18 protein-coding genes are annotated in these 19,443 nt (G+C 67.4%); 9 read left to right on the top strand and 9 right to left on the bottom strand.

Translation table 11 applies throughout. The annotated features are described in order from the left end of the window. Nucleotides 1-31 precede the first annotated feature (31 nt). The 7 genes from QCN29_RS06985 to QCN29_RS06955 all read right to left on the bottom strand — a co-directional run bounded on the left by QCN29_RS06985 (nucleotide 32) and on the right by QCN29_RS06955 (nucleotide 7,438). Complete coding sequence (locus QCN29_RS06985; RefSeq protein ID WP_279926830.1) at nucleotides 32-544, bottom strand: P-loop NTPase family protein; 513 nt, start codon at nucleotides 542-544, stop codon at nucleotides 32-34. Nucleotides 545-640: 96 nt separating this feature from the next. Beyond that, nucleotides 641-1,693 (bottom strand): glycosyltransferase family protein, encoded by a 1,053-nt coding sequence (locus QCN29_RS06980; protein ID WP_279926829.1) that lies wholly within the window; start codon nucleotides 1,691-1,693, stop codon nucleotides 641-643. After that, on the bottom strand, nucleotides 1,690-3,408 hold the full coding sequence (locus QCN29_RS06975) for a carbamoyltransferase family protein (RefSeq protein WP_279926955.1): 1,719 nt from the start codon (nucleotides 3,406-3,408) through the stop codon (nucleotides 1,690-1,692). Before QCN29_RS06975 ends, QCN29_RS06980 begins: the two co-directional genes overlap by 4 nt. An 8-nt stretch (nucleotides 3,409-3,416) precedes the next feature. Next, nucleotides 3,417-4,373 (bottom strand): thymidylate synthase, encoded by a 957-nt coding sequence (locus QCN29_RS06970; protein ID WP_279926828.1) that lies wholly within the window; start codon nucleotides 4,371-4,373, stop codon nucleotides 3,417-3,419. Next, nucleotides 4,370-6,223 carry a hypothetical protein gene (locus tag QCN29_RS06965; RefSeq protein WP_279926827.1) on the bottom strand — a complete coding sequence of 618 codons (1,854 nt, stop codon included), beginning with the start codon at nucleotides 6,221-6,223 and terminating at the stop codon, nucleotides 4,370-4,372. The genes QCN29_RS06970 and QCN29_RS06965 overlap by 4 nt, the downstream gene beginning before the upstream one ends. After that, nucleotides 6,220-6,927 (bottom strand): HAD family hydrolase, encoded by a 708-nt coding sequence (locus QCN29_RS06960; protein WP_279926826.1) that lies wholly within the window; start codon nucleotides 6,925-6,927, stop codon nucleotides 6,220-6,222. Before QCN29_RS06960 ends, QCN29_RS06965 begins: the two co-directional genes overlap by 4 nt. A gap of 22 nt (nucleotides 6,928-6,949) precedes the next feature. Continuing rightward, nucleotides 6,950-7,438 (bottom strand): ATP-binding protein, encoded by a 489-nt coding sequence (locus QCN29_RS06955; protein ID WP_279926825.1) that lies wholly within the window; start codon nucleotides 7,436-7,438, stop codon nucleotides 6,950-6,952. Nucleotides 7,439-7,783: 345 nt separating this feature from the next. Here QCN29_RS06955 and QCN29_RS06950 point away from each other — a divergent pair, with 345 nt between their 5' ends. Beyond that, nucleotides 7,784-9,172 carry a Tat pathway signal protein gene (locus tag QCN29_RS06950; protein WP_279926824.1) on the top strand — a complete coding sequence of 463 codons (1,389 nt, stop codon included), beginning with the start codon at nucleotides 7,784-7,786 and terminating at the stop codon, nucleotides 9,170-9,172. 75 nt (nucleotides 9,173-9,247) lie between these two features. Beyond that, entirely contained in the window at nucleotides 9,248-9,733 is a 486-nt protein-coding gene (locus tag QCN29_RS06945) for a TrmO family methyltransferase domain-containing protein (protein WP_279926823.1), read from the top strand. 104 nt (nucleotides 9,734-9,837) lie between these two features. On the opposite strand, the gene QCN29_RS06940 is transcribed toward QCN29_RS06945, so the two are convergent. Beyond that, a complete protein-coding gene (locus QCN29_RS06940; RefSeq protein ID WP_279926822.1) occupies nucleotides 9,838-10,227 on the bottom strand; it encodes a recombinase family protein in 390 nt (129 codons plus the stop codon). Nucleotides 10,228-10,381: 154 nt separating this feature from the next. On the opposite strand from QCN29_RS06940, the gene QCN29_RS06935 reads away from it, so the two are divergent. From QCN29_RS06935 to QCN29_RS06915, 5 genes are all read left to right on the top strand, one after another. Continuing rightward, nucleotides 10,382-11,488, top strand: a complete 1,107-nt coding sequence (locus QCN29_RS06935; protein ID WP_279926821.1) for a helix-turn-helix domain-containing protein — start codon at nucleotides 10,382-10,384, stop codon at nucleotides 11,486-11,488. Between the two features lie 16 nt (nucleotides 11,489-11,504). Further along, on the top strand, nucleotides 11,505-12,173 hold the full coding sequence (locus QCN29_RS06930) for a YdcF family protein (RefSeq protein ID WP_279926820.1): 669 nt from the start codon (nucleotides 11,505-11,507) through the stop codon (nucleotides 12,171-12,173). A gap of 1 nt (nucleotide 12,174) precedes the next feature. Continuing rightward, nucleotides 12,175-12,900 (top strand): WbqC family protein, encoded by a 726-nt coding sequence (locus QCN29_RS06925; protein WP_279926819.1) that lies wholly within the window; start codon nucleotides 12,175-12,177, stop codon nucleotides 12,898-12,900. Nucleotides 12,901-13,938: 1,038 nt separating this feature from the next. Continuing rightward, on the top strand, nucleotides 13,939-14,145 hold the full coding sequence (locus QCN29_RS06920; RefSeq protein WP_279926818.1) for a helix-turn-helix domain-containing protein: 207 nt from the start codon (nucleotides 13,939-13,941) through the stop codon (nucleotides 14,143-14,145). 195 nt (nucleotides 14,146-14,340) lie between these two features. Further along, nucleotides 14,341-15,300, top strand: coding sequence for a tyrosine-type recombinase/integrase (locus QCN29_RS06915; RefSeq protein WP_318036698.1), 960 nt, complete (start codon nucleotides 14,341-14,343; stop codon nucleotides 15,298-15,300). Nucleotides 15,301-15,485: 185 nt separating this feature from the next. Here the strand turns inward: QCN29_RS06915 and QCN29_RS06910 are convergent, their stop codons facing one another. Next, complete coding sequence (locus tag QCN29_RS06910; RefSeq protein ID WP_279926816.1) at nucleotides 15,486-16,814, bottom strand: hypothetical protein; 1,329 nt, start codon at nucleotides 16,812-16,814, stop codon at nucleotides 15,486-15,488. A gap of 290 nt (nucleotides 16,815-17,104) precedes the next feature. On the opposite strand from QCN29_RS06910, the gene QCN29_RS06905 reads away from it, so the two are divergent. Then, nucleotides 17,105-18,472 carry an AlbA family DNA-binding domain-containing protein gene (locus QCN29_RS06905; RefSeq protein ID WP_279926815.1) on the top strand — a complete coding sequence of 456 codons (1,368 nt, stop codon included), beginning with the start codon at nucleotides 17,105-17,107 and terminating at the stop codon, nucleotides 18,470-18,472. 156 nt (nucleotides 18,473-18,628) lie between these two features. Then, nucleotides 18,629-19,123 carry a hypothetical protein gene (locus QCN29_RS06900; RefSeq protein ID WP_279926814.1) on the top strand — a complete coding sequence of 165 codons (495 nt, stop codon included), beginning with the start codon at nucleotides 18,629-18,631 and terminating at the stop codon, nucleotides 19,121-19,123. The last annotated feature ends 320 nt before the right edge of the window (nucleotides 19,124-19,443 follow it).

Below are 19,443 nucleotides of genomic sequence, written 5' to 3'. Positions count from 1 at the left end.
GCCGCACCCTCCCCTCGGGGGCGCGGAGTGCTCAGATGTGCTCGGCGGCGACCTTCCGCAGCCAGCGGCGCGTCTGCCTCCGGTTGGACAGCAGCACTACGTCGGCACGGCCCGAGGCGAATTCCTCGATCTTCGCCATGACCCGCGGGCGCATCTTGCGGCGGTACGTCGCCACGTACTTGATCACGCCCCAGTGGATGCGGTTGTGCACCCCGTTGCCCTTGTGCCCGGCCCCGTGCCGGATCTGCCGGGAGAAGATCCCGTACAGTGCGGTCACGGTCGAGACGTCCATCAGGACCACCGTGTCGCAGGCTTCGAGCCGGATCTGCAGTGTTGAGTTGTAGTTCCCGTCGATCACCCACTTCGGCTGCGCGACGAGGTCCTGCTGCAGGGCGGCGAACTTCTCCATGGGCAGCGCGTTCCACTCGTCGTCGTAGAACGCGGCGTCCAGGTGCGTGACCGGGGCGTCGAGAATCCTGCCCAGCTCGCGGGCCAGGTACGATTTGCCGCTTCCTCCGCAGCCGACGATGGCGACCTTCTTCATGGTGCTCCAGCGTAGAGGCGTTCGGGTGCCCGGTCGGACCGTCCGGTCGGACACGTTCGGATGATCCAGACGCCATGGCCTGGGTGGTCAGCTCCATCACGCCGCTCCCCGCTCCACAGCTACGGGGCTGGCGGCCGTGTCCAGGACGGCTTCCAGTACGTCGATCTGCCGGCTCAGGCGGAACAGGTCCAGGCGGTCCAGGCAGGCCGCGATCAGGTCCGCGTGCTGCTGGGTGCCGGCGATCCCCTGGAGGTGCGTCAGGCGCTCGATCACCTCGCTGCTGGAGCTGACGATCAGCTCTTTGGGCACGAAGCGGTCGGCGTGCAGGATGTCGGCAGGGGCGAGTGGGAGGCAGCCGGCGAGCACGGCCTCGAAGATCCGCTGCGTCATCTGTCCGACGGCGGCGTACCGCTCCGGCAACATCAGCACGGTCGCCAGGGACCTGTCGTACACGGCGTGGACCGCCTCGAAGGGGAGCCTGCCGAGGAACCGGACATGCGGCCAGCGGCTGGTCTTCGTCCACTTTCCCCCGACCAGGTGATCGAAGTGGGATGCGGCTGGCGCGAAGAAGTGGTCGAAGTGCTCGTCGCGGTCGTACTGGTTGCCGACGTATCCGAGGACGAGGTCCCGGGGCCTCTTGGCGAGAGCGATCGGGTCGGCCTCGGCGAGCAGACGGTCGTCGACCGGGAAGAGCAGGCGGTGGGCGCCCGGATTCGGCTGGAGAGCGGCTTCGCAGATGGCGGTCTGGGGGACGCGCCGCCACATGCTGTCAGGCCGGAGCTGGCGGTCCTTGTCCCAGATCACGGTCGGCGTCTTCCTCCGCACGGTGTACCGGGTGACCAGTTCGGCCTGGCGGTGCAGGTCGCAGGTGTGCCCCTCGGTGCCGCACGGGGTGGTGTTGCGCCCTTCGATCGCCCAGCGCCACTCCAGGAACAGGACGTCGATGTCCGGACTGCCGCTGTGGAAGGTGTAGGCGTTGCCCAGGTCGTCGCCGGCCTCGATCAGGTCCCGGTTGGCCTGCAGGAAGACGATCTCGTGCCCGCGGCCGAGTATGGCGTCGATCAGGGGTCGGCGGTGGCTGCGGCCCCCGTCCGGGGTGTCGGTGATTCCGTTGCCGAGGAAGCCCCAGAAGCTGTATCCAATCTTCACTTGGTGATCCACCGGCCTTCCAGCAGCAGGGCGTCCAGCCCGGAGTTGGCCAGGCAGTCCAGAGCCATCTCCGGTGTCCCGCAGATCGGCTTGCCCTTGACGTTGAGCGAGGTGTTGATCAGGACCGGCACCCCGGTGCGGCGGGCGAAGGCGCTGAGCACCTCGTGCATGAACGGGTTCTGCGACCGGGTGACGGTCTGGAGGCGGGAGGTGCCGTTGGCGTGAACGATGGCCGGCACGCGTTCGCTTGCCTTGTCGGTTACGCCGGACGCCATCGACATGTACGGCGCCTCTTGGCCGAGGGTGAAGAACTCCGCGGCGCGTTCGGCCAGGACCATGGGGGCGAAGGGGCGGAACGGCTCCCGGAACTTCACGGTGGCGTTCAGACGCTCGACGACCCCGGGCTCCAGCGGGGAGGCGAGGATCGAGCGGTTACCCAGGGCGCGGGGGCCAGCCTCGACCCGGCCCTGGAAAAGCCCCACGATCATGCCGTGGGCGAGCTGGTCGGCGAGGAACTCGGCGGTCTCGACGCCCAGCTTCTTCTGCTGGAGCCCGGGCCAGGGCGTGAGGTCCAGGGCCTGGCCCGGGTATGACGGGCCGAGGTAGCAGGCCCGGGCGACGCCGGACACAGGCCGCTGGCTGCGGCTGCCGGTGTGCACGGCGATGGCCGCCCCGATCGCGGTGCCGGCGTCGCCAGGGGCGGGCGGTACGAAGACCTCGTCGAAGATGCCGTCCCCGATGATCCGACCGACGCTCACGCAGTTCGTGGCCACTCCACCGCCGACACACAGACGGCGCGAACCGGTGATCATCCGCGCCCGGTGGGCCAGATGCAGCATCACCTGCTCGGTGCGCTCCTGGAGCGCCGCGGCCAGATCTCGGTGGACGTCCTGGAGCGGCTCGCTCGGGTGACGCTCGGGGCACGTCTCGGCGATGAAACGACGGGCGGTCCGCCGGTAGCCCGAGGTCAGCACGCGTGGCGGGAAGTACGCGGGGTCGACCACGAACCCCGTGGGCGTGGTGCGCACAGCCTGGGTGAAGAGGTGCCGGAACCGCCGCGGGTCGCCGAGGGCGGCGAGCGCCATCACGGTGCCCTCCTCATCACCGCGGCGCCACCCGAGGTGCTCGGTGACCGCGCCGTACACGTAGCCCAGGGAGGCGGGGTCGTTGATCGCCTCGAGGGTGTGGGTGGAGGGGTGGAGCGCGTCGTGCCCGCGAGCGATGGTCGTGGTCTGCCGCTCGCCGAGGCTGTCGACGACGAGCACGGCGGACTCGTGCCACCCAGAGGCGGCGAAGGCAGTCAGCTGGTGGGCGCGGTGGTGCATGACGGGGGAGACGCGGGCGGAGGGGAACCGCCGGCCCAGGGATCGGATGCGCAGTTGGGTTCGCAGCGCCACCTTGGCGAAGCCGCGAGCCCTCGGCAGCGCCCGGTTACGCGTCGTCGGCGACAGCGCCAAGCGCAGGGCCGCCGGCGACTCGGCAAGGTAGTGGGCGGGCTGGAAGTTGTAGGCGATGGCGTCGACGCCGGCCGCGGTGAGCCCGGCCTCGTCCAGCAGCCACTCAACGGCGTGGTGGGGGTAGTCCTTGGTGTGCTTCTGCTGGGAGAGCCGCTCCTCCTCGACGAAGCCGATCAGCTCTCCGTCCACAAGCAGAGCGGCGGAGGAGTCGTGCGTGTAGGAGCACAGACCGAGGATGACCGAGGGTGCGCGGTCCATGGGGGCCATCACCGCGTCCCTGCCGTCTCGCGCGCGGTGGAGGTGCGGGCACGGTGGTTCAGCTCGCCGTACCAGGCGATCAGCGCCTCGCCCAGTGGTCCGTCGATCTTGTCGGCGACCCGCCACGCCTGCTCACGCGAGCCGTCCTTCCACAGGCGGTAGCTGCGCAGTGTCTCGGCCATCGTGTCCCAGCCCGGGTGGCCGGTGACGTCCCGGGCCTCGACCTGGTCGAGGAGGCCATCGAAGCCTCGCCACGGTGTGGTGAGGTCCGGCATGACCGCGCTCGCGGTGACCGAGCTGAGCTCTTCGGCCTGGTCGAGGTGGTTCTCGTAGATGTGCAGCGATCCCACGTGGTGGTGGAACTCGCCCAGCTCGGCGCCGAGCCATCCCGCGACCAGCTCGTGCAGCACGGTGTAGAAGAACAGGTCGTACGGCATACCGATCCACACGTCCTGACCACGCATCGTGGTCGACATGTGCAGGTGGCCGGCGCGCAGGTAGAAGCGGAAGCCCAGCGTGCAGGGCACGTCCTTGTGCCCGGCGGCGTCCTGGGCCGGATCGTAGAGCTGGATCAGAGCCCGGCGAGAGTCGGGGTCCTCCTTGAGGATCTCGACGACGCGGCGCAGCTGATCCACCTTCCCAGCCCACTTCCGCATCCGCGGCCCGTACGCGCCCCGCAGGACACCGTCGTCGGCGTACTGTCGCAGGCGCGCGTTGTAGTCGAAAATCCACGGGGCGTCCGAGCCGGAGAGGTGCCACACAGTCTCCGCCACGGCGAACGCGGGGTTGATGACGCGCGCCGGCGGCGCGTACAGCAGGCGGGCCCGTGGCTGGGTCAGCCGCATGTGGACGTCGAGGACCTCACGGGTCGCCATGCCACGAGGGCTGACGCTCTCGCCGCTCTTGGTCAGGGCGACAGCGCCGACGAAGAGTTCGGCGACGCTGTCGGCGGTCAGGTGTGTCATTCGGCAGGTACTCCTTCGCCCTGCGGCAGTCCGGAGTCGGTGCCGCGGGCATCGTGGTGGACGTGGCGGGAGTGCAGGTCGTGGCCGTCGGCCCGGCGGGTGATGAGGCGTGCGACCTGGGCCGCGCTGTCGCCGCGCCACCGGCACACCACATCCGGCGCCGCCCGGTCGGCAGGCGGGCGCAGACCGTGCAGTGCGGCGAGGGCATCGGCGACGTCGTCGGCGGTGCTGCACCGCTGTGCGAGGCCCTGGTCGGACAGTCCGAGCGTGCGCTCGCCAGGCGAACCGAGTTCGAGCACCGGAACGCCCACCAGCGCGGCTTCGATGCCACACGTCGAATAGGCGCTCGCCAGGGCGTCGGCACCGACGAGGCAGCCGCGAGCGCCGACCCGAGGATCGGCCACGGCCACGAGCGGCCGGCCGTCCCGTTCGAGCAGGGGGGCGAAGACGTGGACGCTCTGTGCCGGATGCGGCGCGATGACGAGGCCCCAGTCGCCGCCGGCCTTCCAGAGACCGTCCAGGAGGAGGTCGGCCTGGGCCTTGAGCCGTTCAGGTCCGAAGGGCTGGCAGGCCCACACCGCGATACGGGCAGGGCCTTGCCGTGGGCCGGGCGCCAGCAGATTCTCCAGATAGCCCCGCTGGGCTTCCCGGCGGAGGCCGGCGAGCGCGTCGAAGCGGGGCTGGCCCAGGACGTGGACCTCGGCGTCAGGGTGGCGCACCCACGCCTTCGCGAGGGGGCGATCCCGTTCACCCATGACGACGATGTCGCGGCTGTGCAGCGCGGGCCACGCGACTGACTCCGCCGTCCAGGCCCCGTGCTGGACGTGTACCGTGTTCGCGCCGTGGCGCTCTGCCACATGGACGGCAAGCGCACCCAGAGGGCTGGTGTCGTTGCTGACCAGAACGGTGTGCGGTCGAGCTGCGGCGAGGACGCCGTCCAGCCACGTCTCCGCCCGAACCACGGAGCGCCACGAGGGCTGAGTGCACCCGCCGCTCGTCTCCAGCAGTACGGCCACGAGGCGGATCAGCCGGGCCAGTTGAATCTCGTGCCCGTCGACCCGAACGACGCGGCCGTCGTCCGGCAGCCGCAGACTGTCCACGGCGCCGCAGAGGCTGAAGAGACCGGATGGCGGCGAGCACAGCTTCACCTCCGCGACCCTCGAAGCCGGGCACCGCTCCGCTGGGTCGGTCGCCAGGTCGACCACGAGGCTCGGGCGTCCGTTCCGGGCCAGCTCCTCCAGTACTGGCAGCAGAGTGGCCGCGTGACGGGAGGACCACGACAGCGCCACCACATCGCTCACTGGAAGCTCCGAGGAAGCCGGGCTCGGCACCGCTACGGCCACCGGGAGAGGAGGGAGGTTACGTAACTGCGCGGAGTGGAGGGGGTTGTGAGGGGCCGCGGCACTGAGCAGGTAGGCGATGCCCGACCACGTGACGGTGTACGCCCGGTACTCGCGGGAGCTGCTCGACCGCAGCCCGACGAGTCCTTCGCACGGCGCGTGCTTCAGCGGACCTGGGGCCTTCGCGAACGGCTCCCAGGCGCTGAGCGCCGCAAGCTTGCGTACAACCTGCGCCACCAGGCGCCGCGCCGGCACGTGCTGGACGTACAACCACCCGGCGCCACCCGGCGTCCTCGCGAGGTCAGCGCCGTACGCTTCGAGGGCCTCCATCACCTGGTCGACCAGTGCTTCCGCTTCGCCCGGGTCGAACGGCAGGGACTCCAGTTCAGACGTGGTGATCCGGTCGGATTTCATGGTCGTGAGTGCGCCCTCGCCGACCAGGGCCCACAGGGGCTTGCCATCGCACTCGGTCCGGGTGATGGCGAGGGCGTTGCCCTTGGGCGGCGTCACAGCAGGCTCCCTTCGAGGAAGGGGCCGGTGTCCACGAGCCGCAGCAGGTCCTTGGGCGATTCGGCGACGACGGGGGCCGGGGAGCTCGGGGTTCCATAGCCCCAGCCCGCGTGCACGTACGAGACGCCGGCACGTCGGGCCGCCTCCTGATCGACCGCCATGTCCCCGACGTACAGCGCATCGGCCGGGTCGGCGCCGAGATCGATCAGGGCGAGCAGGATCGGGTCCGGTGCGGGTTTGCCCCGCCCCACCCCGCTTGGGGTGCGCACCGTGGCGAACGGGACGCCGAGCTGGGCCAGGAGAGGAGTAGCTCGGTCCAGCGGCTTGGACGTGACGATCCCCAGCCGCCAGTCGGCAATGGCGAAAGCATGCAGGACCTCAGCGACGCCATCGAACTGTCGGGCGAGATGAGAGGCGGCCGTCGACGCCTTCGAGTAGGTCTGGTGGATCGGCTCGACGTCAGCGAGCCCGAGCTGCTCCATGATGTCGGCGAAGGGCCGGCCCAGGTGGCGCTCGTACTCCTCGAACGGCACGTCGAGGCTGTGGTCTTCGCGGACTTGGCGCCACGCGCTCTCCATGACCGGGCGGGTGTCGACGAGCACGCCGTCCAGGTCGAGCAGCAGCACGCGCAGGGGTTCGGTGTCGTGGTGCAGCCTCGTCCCGCCGGAGGTCGGCGTGGACGAGCGCGTAAGCCGGGATGGCATCAGGGGTCTCCAAGGGAGGTGGTCAGGAGGTGATGGGCGACTCGGGGCGCCTCACGAGGGCGATCACCCGCTTGCCGCGTCCGTCCTCCTTGGGGCAGGTAGCCCAGGCGTCGGCCGCTGCCGACACGAGGTGCAGGCCCCGTCCGCTGGTGGCGTAGAGCGAGGCAATCTGAGGCACCGGGGGCTCAGGGGAGCTGTCTTCGACCTCGATCCCCACGACGCCGGCCTGGAGGGCGAGCGTCAGCGTGATCTCATCGACGGGCTCACCGCCGGTTCTGGACGGAAGGCCCGGGCTGGTGTCCGGAGTTCGGCCGTGCCGTTCGGCGTTGGTGGTGAGCTCGCTGACGATCAGCACGGCTTGGTCCAGGAGGTCTTCCACCCCCCACGCCGTCAGCGCCTCGCGGGTGAAGGACCGTGCCCTACCCGGAGCCATGTCGTTGGCGGCGAGCGTCAGGCTCTTCTGGTGTTCAGGGGCGCTGATTACGCTGCCCAGGCTTTCGATTCGGTCCATGCTCGCCTTCTCACAACTGGTGCTTGAGCCCGCGGAGGACTCGATCGGCGGTCTTGTCGGAGCGGTCGAAGCGGCGGAGGTTCTGCACGAGCACGGCCACCGGCGGGGGGTGGTCGAGGTGCCGCCCGTCGGATGTCGGGGCTGGAGCGCGGGGGTTGCCCGAAACACTCCGGGAATCGGCGCCAGTCGTGTGTGGCTGGTCTTCACCGGTTCCCTCCCGGACAAAGGCAGTTGATGGTTTCGTTGACCACGAGCGAACCGTGGATCACATCGCGGCGGTATCTCCGGGCGGCTGCCGGGGCCGTCAAACCCGTCAAAGATCGTTTTGGTGAACCGAGGTAGACGATGGCGCGCGAGCGGAACGTGAAGCTGGCCGACGCGATCGCGGAAACAGGCTGGTCGCAACCGAAGGTGGCGGCTGCTTTCGTGAGGGTTGCGGCAGAGGTCGGAGCGCAAGAACTGCTGGGCACGAGCCGCTCGCACATCGCCATGTGGGTTGCGGGAACCCAGCCCTCGGGCAGAGCGCCCTCTATCTTGTGCGAGACGTTGTCGCGTCGACTTCAACGCCCCATCACGCCAGCCGAGATCGGGCTCTCGGCACCGGACATGGGTGCGGTCGCGGCATCGGAGTGGAACGTCGATACGCTGACGGCGCTGGTAGACCTTGGGAGAAGCGACGTGGACCTCGAACGCCGCCGATTGCTGGCGGGCGCTGCCTACTCGGTCGGCGGCCTGGTCCTGCCAGGACAGCAGTGGTGGGACGAGGCTCCTCAGCGTGCGAAGTCCCGCCAAGCCGCGACGAGCCGCAGGGTCGGGGCCGCAGAAGTCACCGCCGTCCGTGAGATGACGGAATTCTTCTCCCGGAGAGACCAGCGACACGGCGGCATGGACGGCCGTACGGCTCTCTACCAGTACCTTGTCGACGACGTAGCCAGGTACATCGGCGGCGTGTTCACCAGCGACGACACTCGTCGCGCCCTTCTCGCCGCTGCCTCCGAGGCGGTCTACGTCGCCGGCTGGATGAGCTTCGACGCCTCCCACCACGAGCCCGCCCGGCGCTACTTCACTCTGGCCCTGAAGCTCGCGGCCGAAGCGGACGACGCTCCGCTCGCAGGCCACATCCTGCGAGCGATGGCGCACCAGGCAACGGACCTTGGCCACCCAGGATCCGCCGTCGACCTCGCCACGGCCTCCGTCGAGCGCAAGCGGTACACCCTGGCGACCCCCCGCGAGCGGGCACTGCTCGGAGTGGTGCAGGCACGCAGCCTGGCCGCCGACGGGCAAAAGCGTGCCGCGATCGCAGCGCTTCTCCGGGCCGAGGACGACCTCGCTGCGGCGGACGTTGGCGACGAGGATCCGAGTCGGGTGTGGTTCTTCCAGCGGGCTTCCCTGGCCCATGAGACCGCCCGCACCCTGTGGACGCTCGGCGATCTCGACGGAGCGCTCCGAGAATTCAACAACAGCGTGCTGACCAGGAAGGCCGATACCTTCAGCCGGACCCACGCGGTGACTTTGGGCTACATGGGCACTGTGCAGGCCCGCAAGGGGAACGTGGAGGCCGCGTGCCGCACGTGGGCACAGGCCCTGGACGCGATGGAAGGCGTGCAGTCGGGCAGAGCTCGCGAGGCAGCCGTGAACATGCGCCGAGTGCTGTCCCCCTTCCGCAATCGGGGAATCAGCGTGGCGGCGGAGATCGACGAGCGCGCCAAGGCCGTACTCGAACGAGTAGCCTGACGGCGCCATGGTGGTGAAGGCGGGCATGCTGTGGTTGACCGCCTTGCCGTGCCGCGAGCGGAGAAGGGGGAACCCGTGTCCACAAAGTCCATCGAGGTGCCGGTGATCGCCGAGGTGGTCGGAGGCCACAAGGGGCGGCTCGACGACTTCAAGGGCGGTGTGGAGTCGATCATTCGGCTGCGCCCGGAGTACCCGGAGGAGACGCTGCAGGGGATCGAGGAGTTCTCCCATCTCCAGGTCACCTGGTTCTTCAACTTCGGTTCCCCCGATGACGTTGCCCTCCACGCGCGCAGCCCGCGGGACAACCCGGACTGGCCGGCGACGGGCACCTTTGTGCACCACAATCACCGGCGCCCGGCCCGCCTGGCGACCTCGTTCCCCAGGCTGGTCCGCGTCGAGGGACGGGACCTGCACGTCACCGACCTCGACGCCGACGACGGCACCCTGGTGGTGGACCTGGTAGCGGTCTTCGAAGAGTTCCTGCCGCGCGGCACCGTCACCCAGCCCGCGTGGCCCAGCGAGATGCTGAAGGACTACTGGAGGGACGCCGCCGAACGCTGACTCGGGGCATCCTCCGGAACCGAGACTGGCGGCCCGGCGGGACGTGGCCACGTGAGCGGGCGCCAAGGGGTGCTGTCGCGCAGGGACGTCCCGGGAGGCACTCATCACTCGGTGCCTCCGGCGGTGAGGGGCGGCGCGGCTGCACCTGGTGGAGCCGTCTGCTCACCGCGGATCAGTAAGAGACGGGCGCCGGCTTCGGTCAGCTGACTGCGCCGTTCAGCCGCTATGACCTTGGGTCCTAGGTGCGACGGGGTGGGAAGTACGACCCCATAGGACTGAGTGGCCGTGAGGGCATCGAGCATGCCCACAAACGCGGACGGCGTGGAGGAGCCACGCTCCATGTAGACGCCGGCCAGCGTCAGCTCGTGACGACGGCAGTATTCGGTGATCGCTCTCGTCAGGGCCAGCTGACGAGAGCGCGACACACGCACCAGGTGCAGGAAGCCGAACACGAGCGGACCGGGGACGTGCCGCTGTTCCGTGAGGGGTTCCATGATCATGACCGTCCATCGAGCCGTCGTCGGAGGGACACTCCGAGCCTGATGCCGGCCGGGTGGTCGGGGAATCCACGGCCGTCCCACTTCTGTCCCACTTCCGTCCACCTGGCGCGACACAGCGTGCTTCGATGGCGACGGAAAGGAGTCGCACGTGGCGACCGTTCATGAATGGACCGGCCTGGAGGCGCTTGCCCTCCGGAAGGCTCTCCGCTTGAGCGTGCGCGCCTTCGCCGAAAAACTGGGCGTCTCGGTCAATACCGTCAGCAACTGGGAGAGGTTTCTGGCTAAGAGGCGACCCAATACGGAGAGCCAGGCCATCTTGGATACAGCGCTCACCCAGGCGAATGCGGCGACCCACGTGCGTTTCGAAACAGAGCTCGCCAAACTCGCCGAGGGGGACACCTCCTCGGAAGTGGCCGGGCGCGTCACCATTCCCCGCCCGCGAGCCTGGGACTACGAGACCTGGGCAGACGACCTGGAACGCGCAGTCGTGGCCCTGTCCCGCCAAAACTTCCCCTTCGCAGAATCACTGCTGCACCGCTGGACCTCTCGCTACAAAGCCTCGGAACTTGATGAACGGGGCTTGTCCCTGCTGGCCCGGTCCACCGCGATGCAGGGAGACCTGCGGCGAGACCAAGGGGCCGTCGTCGGCCCTCTGTCGGCCCAGCGTTCGTACGCCAACGCTCGATCGCTCTATACGCAGTTGGAAATCCCGCGGCGCGTAGCCCAGCTCGATCTCTCCCTCGCAGTCGTCACGGAGATGGTCGGCGAGCTTGAGACAGCGGCGCGCCAGTACGAGGACCTCGCAGCCGACGATCGACTGTCCCCTCGTGACCGTGCCCGCGCCCGTCTGTGGGTGGGCACGGCCCTGAGCAAGGACGGCAACCACGACTATGCGGTCAACGTGATGGAAACAGCGGTCCATGCCTTCGAGGAGCTCTCCGAACAGGAGGACTGGTCTGTCGCGCAACAGAAGCTGGCCCTCGCTCACCGCGGTTCGGGGAACCTCGATGCCGCCCTTCGCCTCATCGACCTTGCCCGCAGTACGGGCGTTACGGAATCGCCCATGCAGCGGGTGCGCCTGGACACCGCTTATGGCCACATCCTGCTCTCGGATCCCGCCACCCTGGATGATGGGCTACACGTCCTCGACGACGCTGCCAGAGAGGCGGCCCAGTACGGGTTGAGCCACCAGCTCCGCAGCATCACGGACATCCGGAGGACGGCCGAAGGGGCAGCCCGCCCCACACGACGGTGACCAGGGAGACAAGCGAGTGACCGACAACCAGCCGGCCATCACCGAGGAACAGATCAGCAGCGCCAAGCTGGTCTGGGACTTCCACCGGATGCATCACGACGTGCACCCCGTCGACGTTGCGATCGGGCTCGGCAGTCACGACCTCGGCGTGGCGGCCTTCAGCGCCGAGTTGTACCGCGCCGGCCTGTTCCCCACTCTCGTGTTCACCGGCGGCAACAGCCCGACCACCGCCAAGGTGTTCCCGCGTGGGGAAGCCGTGCACTTCCGCGAGCATGCCCTCGTCCTCGGCGTCCCGGACAGCGCGATCCTCGTGGAGCCAAACGCCGGTAACACGGGGCAGAACATCACCCTGTCCCGCGAGGTTCTCGCATGTGCCGGCATCACGCCGACGTCCGTGCTCCTCGTCTCCAAGCCCTACATGGAGCGCCGCTCCTTCGCCACCGCCCGCAAACTCTGGCCCGAGGTCGAGGTGACCTGCGCCTCGGAGCCCATGGAGTTCGACGACTATCTCAAGAGCATCGGCGACGAAAAGCTCGTCATCGACATGCTCGTCGGCGACCTCCAACGCGTCATCGAATATCCGAAGCTCGGGTTCGCCATCGAGCAGCATGTCCCGGAGGACGTACATGCCGCGTACGAGTCCCTCATCCAAGCCGGGTTCACCAGCAGACTCATCGCCCGATGACGTGCCCCTGCCGGGAGGGCTGTGTGCGATCCACCAGCCCAACGTCCTGCCTCGGCTGACCACACTTGCCAAGCTGTTCGCGGCGGACTACTGGATTGTGCTCGACGACGTTCAGTTTGCCCGCCGCGACTACCAGCACCGGGCGCGGCTGGCCAGCATGTCGCAACCAGGACGCCAATGGCTCTCGATCCCCACTCACCTTCCTCACGGTCGGGCGACCCTCATTCGGGACGCCGTGCTGGTCGACCCAGAACGGTCACGTCGACGAGTGATGCACATGCTTGCACAGCACTACAGCAGCTGCTCTGACTGGCCGGTTCTCAGGCATGAGCTGGACTCCGCGTTGGTCCAGTTCCGGCGATCGAACAAGACCGCCGATGTGGCCGAGGCATCCACGCGGATGCTCCTCAACCTGGTGGGGTGGAAAGGCCGGATCCTGTACAGCAGCCAGATGTCGGCCCGCTCCGATCCGTCACAGCGACTCGCCGACCTCGCGGCGGTCACCGGGGCGCGGGGCTACCTCTGCGGCACCGGCGGCTCGCGCTACCTTCAGGTAGCCCCGTTCGCAGCCCGAGGGATATCCGTGGTTCCCTTTCGTACCCCGACGCTCGGCATATGGGACGGCGGGCGTGAGGTAAGCGCCGTGCACCCTCTCATGAACTACGGAATCCGGTCCGTAGCCGAAGAGCTCCGTGCCGTCGCCTCCCGATACCACGTTCACGATTAGCTTGCTGGCCCAGTGGATTAGGTCAGCGGTCGGGGCCCTGGTCCGCGAATGTGACGACGCCCTACTCCAAGGCCGTGTCGAACTCACGAGTGTCGACTCCCTACGCCGGTCGCCGCGGACCCTGCCTCGCCATGGACGGAATGCTGGAGGAGGCGTCCGAATCCGAGCTTGCAGCGCGTAATGGCCTTCGTCCGCTATGGCCGTTTCTCTCTGCTCGAGCAGGGTCTCGACTGCGCTCTGCACGTTGCGCGGGAACACGGGCAACCATGGCGTGAGTGATCAGCGGAGGTTCCGACACTGCCGCCTTGCTGAGCGTGTCCGGGCTATTACGGGACAGCGGTATTCGGCATTCGCCCACGGCAGACGAGAGAACACCTCGAAAGACTGGATCCATCTCCGAAGCTATGTCAACGTACAACACCCCGGAAGCACGCGGCTGGCGAGTGGCCCACCGGTTGAAATGATCGGAAGTCTTTCCTGTTGACATGCCCACTCAGGTCTGTGCGGCTGACCACCCCGGTTCTCTTCTCGGTTCTCTTTTCGTTTAGCGCCTTGATTTTCTGATTCTCGCCTATGTCGGCAAGAATCCCGGATCGGTAAACCGAGTCATTGCAGCTCACGTCGGAGGCGTGGATCGTGCTGTTGCGGCGAGTACCAGCGCCTCTACCACGCGCTGCAATTGGTCGAGAACTCCGAGACCACGGGCCACCTGAGGGCGTACCGGTTGGTGTCGTGAGGGGCAGGCACTAGTCAGCTCCTTGGCTGCTGCGAGCGCAACATAGACCAGGATCGCCGGTTAGCCAAACCGGCGATCCTCGTGACCATTGAGGTGTTCGCATCCGGCTGTGCTTGGCGGTGGAGCCGTCGCGGACACAAGACCGCGCCGCGATCCTGAGAGGAGAACAGAAGCGGCACTCGTCTGCGGCCTTGTGCAATGAACAGCGCTACTCCGTCGCGAGGCGGCAATTCTTTGCCCGCCCGACAAGTCGACTGAACCGTCGCTGGTTGCCCTTCCCGCCTCGTTTTCAAGGAACACCCATGCCTGCCCGTTTGCTGTCCGTACCCGCTGTCGCCGCCGCATTGGACGTCGACCGGCGCACCGTCTACCGCTTCATCGCCGCCGGCGAACTGCCGATCGTCGACCTACGCACCGGAACGGGCCGCTCTCGCGTCCGTGTCCCCGCTGATGGGCTGGAGGAGTTCATTACGAGCAGGTCGGTCGCTTCCCCACGCACCCGCCGCTGATCTCTCACTGGCAGCCCGGCCCCTCACCGTCACCGATAAAGGAGTAGTACCTCGTACCTGCGCAAGCTGAAGTCCGGTAAGTGGCAGGCCACCGTACGTAACCGGGCAGGAGACCGGTTCAGCGAGTCATTCCCCCTCAAGGCCCAGGCGCGGGCCTGGGCCGTCGAGCTGGAGACCCAGTTCGCTCGCGGAAGCATGCGTGACCCGCGGGCCGGCGAAATAGCATTCCGCGAGTGGCACGACCGATGGTGGGGCGCCCGTGTGGTCGAGCCCCACACCCTGCGGGGCGACGCATCCAGCATCAACAACCACGTCATGCCCTATTGGGCGGACTGGGAGATGCGGGCCATCACCCGCATGGACGTCCAGAGCTGGATCCGCGCCCTGATCGAGAAGGGCGCCGGCGCGGCAGCGATCAAGCGGGCCTACAACCTGACGTCCTCCATCATGCGTGCGGCCGTCGACGACGACGTGATTGCGGTGACCCCGTGCCGCAGCATCGACTTGCCTCAGGTCGCTGTAAAGCCGCCGCAGTGGTTCACGCTCGATCAGGCGCAGAGCATCCTGGACGAACTGCCCACCGCGTGGCGGACGATGTGCCTGCTCGGCTTCTACACCGGATTGCGCTGGGGCGAGCTGTCCGGCCTTCACCGGCACCGCATCGACCAGCGTCGCTCGCGACTGTTCGTGGTGGAGGTCAACACCAAGAGCGGTATCAAGGAGTACCCGAAAAGCTCCAAGAGCCGCCGGGAGGTTCCGCTGCCGCCTCACGTCCTGGAGGCGCTTGAACGCCACATCCATGGGCTCGACCGCGACGCCGTGGTGTTCACCACCATCACCAAGGGCCGGGCTGGACGGCTCCTCGACGACGGTAATTGGCGTCGGCAAATCTGGTGGCCAGCTGTCGAAGGTGCCTACTACTTCGACGGCGACGGCGAGCAGCAGCTCGTCCCGCACTATCCGCCGCACTCTATGCGCCACACCTGTGCCTCGTGGCTGGTCCAGAAGGGCGTCTCGCTCTATGAGGTCCAGCACCTGCTCGGCCACGAGAGCTTCCAGACCACCCAGCGCTACGCCCACCTGCAACCGGACGCACACAAGGCCGTCCTCGGAGCTTGGGAGCGTCTGGACACTCCGTTGACCGTCGCCGCATAAACGTTCCTTCGCCCTGTCCGTTACGGACAGGGCGAAGTCGTTTTGTGCGGTGCAGTCCCCTTATGGTCTTCCCCGGCCCGCGCCGGAATGGAGCGCGTGGTACAGGCCCGGTCACCGTGAGGGGGACGCAGTACGTCCGGGGCCGCCCCCATCCGAGGTCCTGAGGGGCAAGTTCGGCTCGTCGACTACTTGAGCTCCTTGCCAGGCAGAAGCAGGAAGTCGACAGCGCAGCTGATGCGGCTGTGGAGGTCGTTGAGGGTGTACCAGGAACTCGGGCTCAGCGACGAGAGGTCAGGCTGGTCCATCAAGCCGTACTGGACGCGGCGGTGATGGGCGCCGAGTCCCTGGAAGATCAACGGCACCAGCTTGACCATGCGGACGTCCGTCGCCCCTGCGGTGATGAACCACCCATCCTGAATGGGGAAGAAGCGGTCGAAGGCTTCGAGCGCCGTTGGGATCTCGTCGACCGGGATACCGGAGTACTTCGACATCCACTCGAACTCCTGCTCCTTTCGGTCTTCGAGGTAGAACCCTCCCCATCCCCACAGAAACTGCTGCCAGAAGGTCGCGTAGCGCCGGAAGTTGGGTTGCCTCCGCAGCCACTCCATGCCCGAGTGGAAGCTCGAAGGGAGGGCGTGGTACGTCAGCCCTTGGAAGATGAAGACCTTTCGGTCCTCCGACATGCTGAACTCCGGCGCGCCGTCAGGGTGTGCGAGCGCGTAGTCGACGGCGGCCTTCAGGATGGCCAGGCGGGCGCGATGCTCGAGGTAGGTGCATGACTGGAGTTCCGGATACTTCCCCTTGAGCATTGCCTTGTAGCTCGGGCTGTCAGCGGGCGCCGACTGGGGGTCGAACGTGCCCCCATCGAGTTCGTGCGCGTAGCCGCGAGTCAGCTGAGGATGCTCCTGGTACGCCTCGTACAGCATCGCCACAGACTCTTCGGGAGCCCGCGAGAGGAAGGTGCCGTTGTTGATCTGGCGATGGTAGGTCTTCGCCGCCTTGGCGCCCTCCTCGCCCTTCTTCGCCCGCCCATGGATGAGATTGACGAACCTACGCTCGACACCGTACGAGAACCGCCAGAGGCCGATGAGTTGCGGCTCTACGAAGGCGCCGAAGCCCTTTTCGGAGAAGTGCTCTGGAACGGCTTGGAAGTCGTCGATGCAGACGACCTCCAGGCCCAGCGGGCTCATCCGGGTGGGAGCAGTCGTACGGTCGTCCCAACGGGTGTGGAAGAAAGCACCGTGCTGGATCTTCAGGTACTGCATCCAGCCGATGACTTTGAAGAGATCGGTGTACCCCCACTTGCCACCTTTGACCTCGATGAGCCGCCGTGAGGCTTGCTCGCCTGCGTAGTCAGTGGTGACGATGTCGAGCTCGAGGAGGTCCGCAGGGTCGGACTCCACGATCTGCTTCTCCACGAAGTGGCCCGATGCTTGAAACAACGCGGCGATGTAGTCCTCAAGCTCCTCGCCGGCCCCGGGGATGTCCGGCAGCTCCACGACCCTCTTGCTCATCAACCACCCTCTCTGTGCCGCGCGAATATACCGGCGCGACAACAGGGCGGCTACGCGTTTCCGGAACGCTGCCTATCACTGCGCTAGCCCCGGTGCAGTCACCACGCCGAAGCTGACGGCGGCGGCCAGCGTGCGAGCGGACAGGTCGTGGACGGCGAAACCCCGAGACCGCCGGGTGAGCGGACCTCTACGATCTTCGAACGATCCATGCGACTGGTCTACCCGGCTGGCGAGCTGGCTTGTCGGTGTGGTCCCGCATGCTTGGAGTTCACCTGGCACGAAGGACAACCATGACTCTGGACTTCAACGCGGACGAACCGGTAGTCGGGCTGGCGCGGCAGCGAGAGCTGATCCGCGCTGTCCTGAACGCCAGCAGCGCGGACGAGACGCGTTGGCTGGAGTGGAAGTCCCAGCACGACGTGTCGAGGGCGGCGGGATCCTTCGCTGTGTCGAAGGCGATCCTCGGTTTCGCCAACCGGATGCCTGATGTGGCGGAGCAGTGGGTTGGAGGCCACGCCTACCTCTTGGTAGGGGTTGATGAAGACGCGATCCATGGGGTTCCGACGCATGATGTTGAGAAGGTCGACGGCTGGCTGAGGCGCTACCTGGGCGAGTTCAGCCGCTACCAGTTCACGTACGTCCCCATGGACACCGACGAGGGCAAGCGCCACGTCATGCTCGTCGACGTCGCTCCTCCCCGGTGGGGCGACCTTATTCACCCCCTGCACAAGGAATATGAGAGCTACCGCCCGGGCACCGTCTTCCACCGGTACGCCGGCAAGACCGAACCTGCTCGCCCAGCGGAGATCTACGCCCTCACAGAGCGCGCCCGCCGAGCAACGAAGCGCGTGAACGTCGACGTCACCATGACCGACGGCACCGTCGCCCTGCTGGCCCCGACCGAGGACGTCCGCCGAACGATCACCGACTCCCTCCGCGAGGTGATGATGCGACAGGTGGACGCCGCAGAGGAGAAGAAGAAGGCTCCAGCTTCGGACCCGTTCAGGACCTTCCGGTCACTCCAAGTCCTGTGGCCTGACTCCCGCTCCCCGGAAGAATTCCGACAGGAGGTGGACGAGTACCTGAGCGACTTCGATCTCGCGATGCAGCATGCTCTGGCACAGAGGGTGAGCGCCACAGGCACGCCTGTGACCCTCACGTTGACCAACCCCGGCGAAGACAACCTCACCAAGGTCCAGGTGGTGCTGAGCCTCCCCGACACCGTCACGGCCCACGTCACGGCCGACGCCGAGGAAGAGATCGACTGGCCTCACCAGCCGGCCAAGTACGGAGAGGGCACCATACCCGGACTCGGCATCCACCAAGGGGTGCTCGGGGTGCAGCCCCCGGCCTACCATCTGCCGTCCCTGCATTCCCCGGACATCGAGCAGCAGGACGGCCGCACCCTCATCCGCTTTGCCCCGGTAGACCTACGCCCCCACGAGACCGTGACCCTCGACGCGATCACGGTTTACAGCAGTCAGGAAGCCGACTCTTTCCCTGCGGAGTGGCGAGCGACTGCGACCAACGTCAGCAGCAACGTGCAGCGGTCTCTGTCGATTCCCGCTCAGCGCCTGGAACTCGACCTGCGGGGCGTGCTTCGTCCCATGTTCGGAATCAGCGACGACGCAGAGCAAGAAGAGGGCGGGGGCGACTAAGGGCTGTCCCGCTGTTCGAGCGGCAAGGCTTATCCGGGGGTCTTGCTCCAGTGTGGCCCGGTGCCGCGAGGACAACGAGTCCGCCCAGCGCCGGTTCCGCCACCAGGTGCCGAAAACCCAGGCGGTCGGCGAAGGCCCCGTGCGAGCCTGGCGCACATGACGACGGAACAGAGCGACATCCCCCTCGACCTCACCGCGATCGAGGCCGCCCTCGGCCGCATGGTGTACCGCGCCGGAAACCTGGAGGCCGCGGTGCGATATGTCGGCGGCAGGCTCGCCATTACGCCCAAGGAGCTCCAGAAGCTCGACGGAGTACCGGCGGGCAGGCTGGTGAACGAGGCCAAGGGGCTCGTGGAGAAGGCCGCGGTCGACGAGCGTATCTCCGAGGCCGAGCGCGACGAGCTCGTGAAGCTCCTGGACGACGTCGGCGGCCACCTGGAGGGCCGCAACACCTACATTCACGGCGTGTGGCTGACCAAGGCGAACGGCGAGCCCTTCGTCATGCTCAGCCAGAAGGATTGGCAGGTGAAGACCCGGCCCCTGGCGCCGGAGGAGATCGGCAAGCTCTCCGACGCCTTGCTCGCCCTGTCCAACGACATCTTCGACTGGACTGTGCGGGTGCTCGGCGAGGAGGGGGAGACCGGCTCGTAGATCGGACGCTTCGGACGCGTCGAACCGTCCGGCGTACCTTCGCCCAGCTCAGTCCGTTGGTCCCTACGGGGCCCCGAATCCCCGGCTCCCCTAGAGCCCTGCCGGGCTTGTGGAGAGGCTAGACGGGATGAGCGGATGGCCAAGACAAAGGCCCAGGCTTGGGAGCCGTAGTCTGGCTTTGTGTCCCGCCGAGCATGGCAGCTGGTGCACAGCCTCCCAGCAGCTCGGAGTACGGCCTCAGCGCTCCGCGGCTGTGACGCTCATTTGACGCTCTGGGCGTCCAACAGCCCCCTGGCGGGACCGCAAAGCCCGGTCTGACC

It is taken from the genome of Streptomyces chengmaiensis (assembly GCF_029846775.1).
Classification (GTDB): Bacteria; Actinomycetota; Actinomycetes; order Streptomycetales; family Streptomycetaceae; genus Streptomyces; species Streptomyces chengmaiensis.
The sequence above is the reverse complement of the archived record's forward strand: the minus strand, read 5'-3'. Positions and strand labels throughout refer to the sequence as shown.

What these genes read in the sequence shown, in the direction of transcription:
- QCN29_RS06900 (WP_279926814.1), top strand. Translation starts at nt 18,629, where the DNA reads ATGACGACGGAACAGAGCGACATCCCCCTCGACCTCACCGCGATCGAG.
- QCN29_RS06910 (WP_279926816.1), bottom strand. Translation starts at nt 16,814, where the DNA reads ATGAGCAAGAGGGTCGTGGAGCTGCCGGACATCCCCGGGGCCGGCGAG.
- QCN29_RS06940 (WP_279926822.1), bottom strand. Translation starts at nt 10,227, where the DNA reads ATGGAACCCCTCACGGAACAGCGGCACGTCCCCGGTCCGCTCGTGTTC.
- QCN29_RS06960 (WP_279926826.1), bottom strand. Translation starts at nt 6,927, where the DNA reads ATGCCATCCCGGCTTACGCGCTCGTCCACGCCGACCTCCGGCGGGACG.
- QCN29_RS06975 (WP_279926955.1), bottom strand. Translation starts at nt 3,408, where the DNA reads ATGGACCGCGCACCCTCGGTCATCCTCGGTCTGTGCTCCTACACGCAC.
- QCN29_RS06950 (WP_279926824.1), top strand. Translation starts at nt 7,784, where the DNA reads ATGGCGCGCGAGCGGAACGTGAAGCTGGCCGACGCGATCGCGGAAACA.
- QCN29_RS06905 (WP_279926815.1), top strand. Translation starts at nt 17,105, where the DNA reads ATGACTCTGGACTTCAACGCGGACGAACCGGTAGTCGGGCTGGCGCGG.
- QCN29_RS06920 (WP_279926818.1), top strand. Translation starts at nt 13,939, where the DNA reads ATGCCTGCCCGTTTGCTGTCCGTACCCGCTGTCGCCGCCGCATTGGAC.
- QCN29_RS06955 (WP_279926825.1), bottom strand. Translation starts at nt 7,438, where the DNA reads ATGGACCGAATCGAAAGCCTGGGCAGCGTAATCAGCGCCCCTGAACAC.
- QCN29_RS06915 (WP_318036698.1), top strand. Translation starts at nt 14,341, where the DNA reads ATGCGTGACCCGCGGGCCGGCGAAATAGCATTCCGCGAGTGGCACGAC.
- QCN29_RS06985 (WP_279926830.1), bottom strand. Translation starts at nt 544, where the DNA reads ATGAAGAAGGTCGCCATCGTCGGCTGCGGAGGAAGCGGCAAATCGTAC.
- QCN29_RS06970 (WP_279926828.1), bottom strand. Translation starts at nt 4,373, where the DNA reads ATGACACACCTGACCGCCGACAGCGTCGCCGAACTCTTCGTCGGCGCT.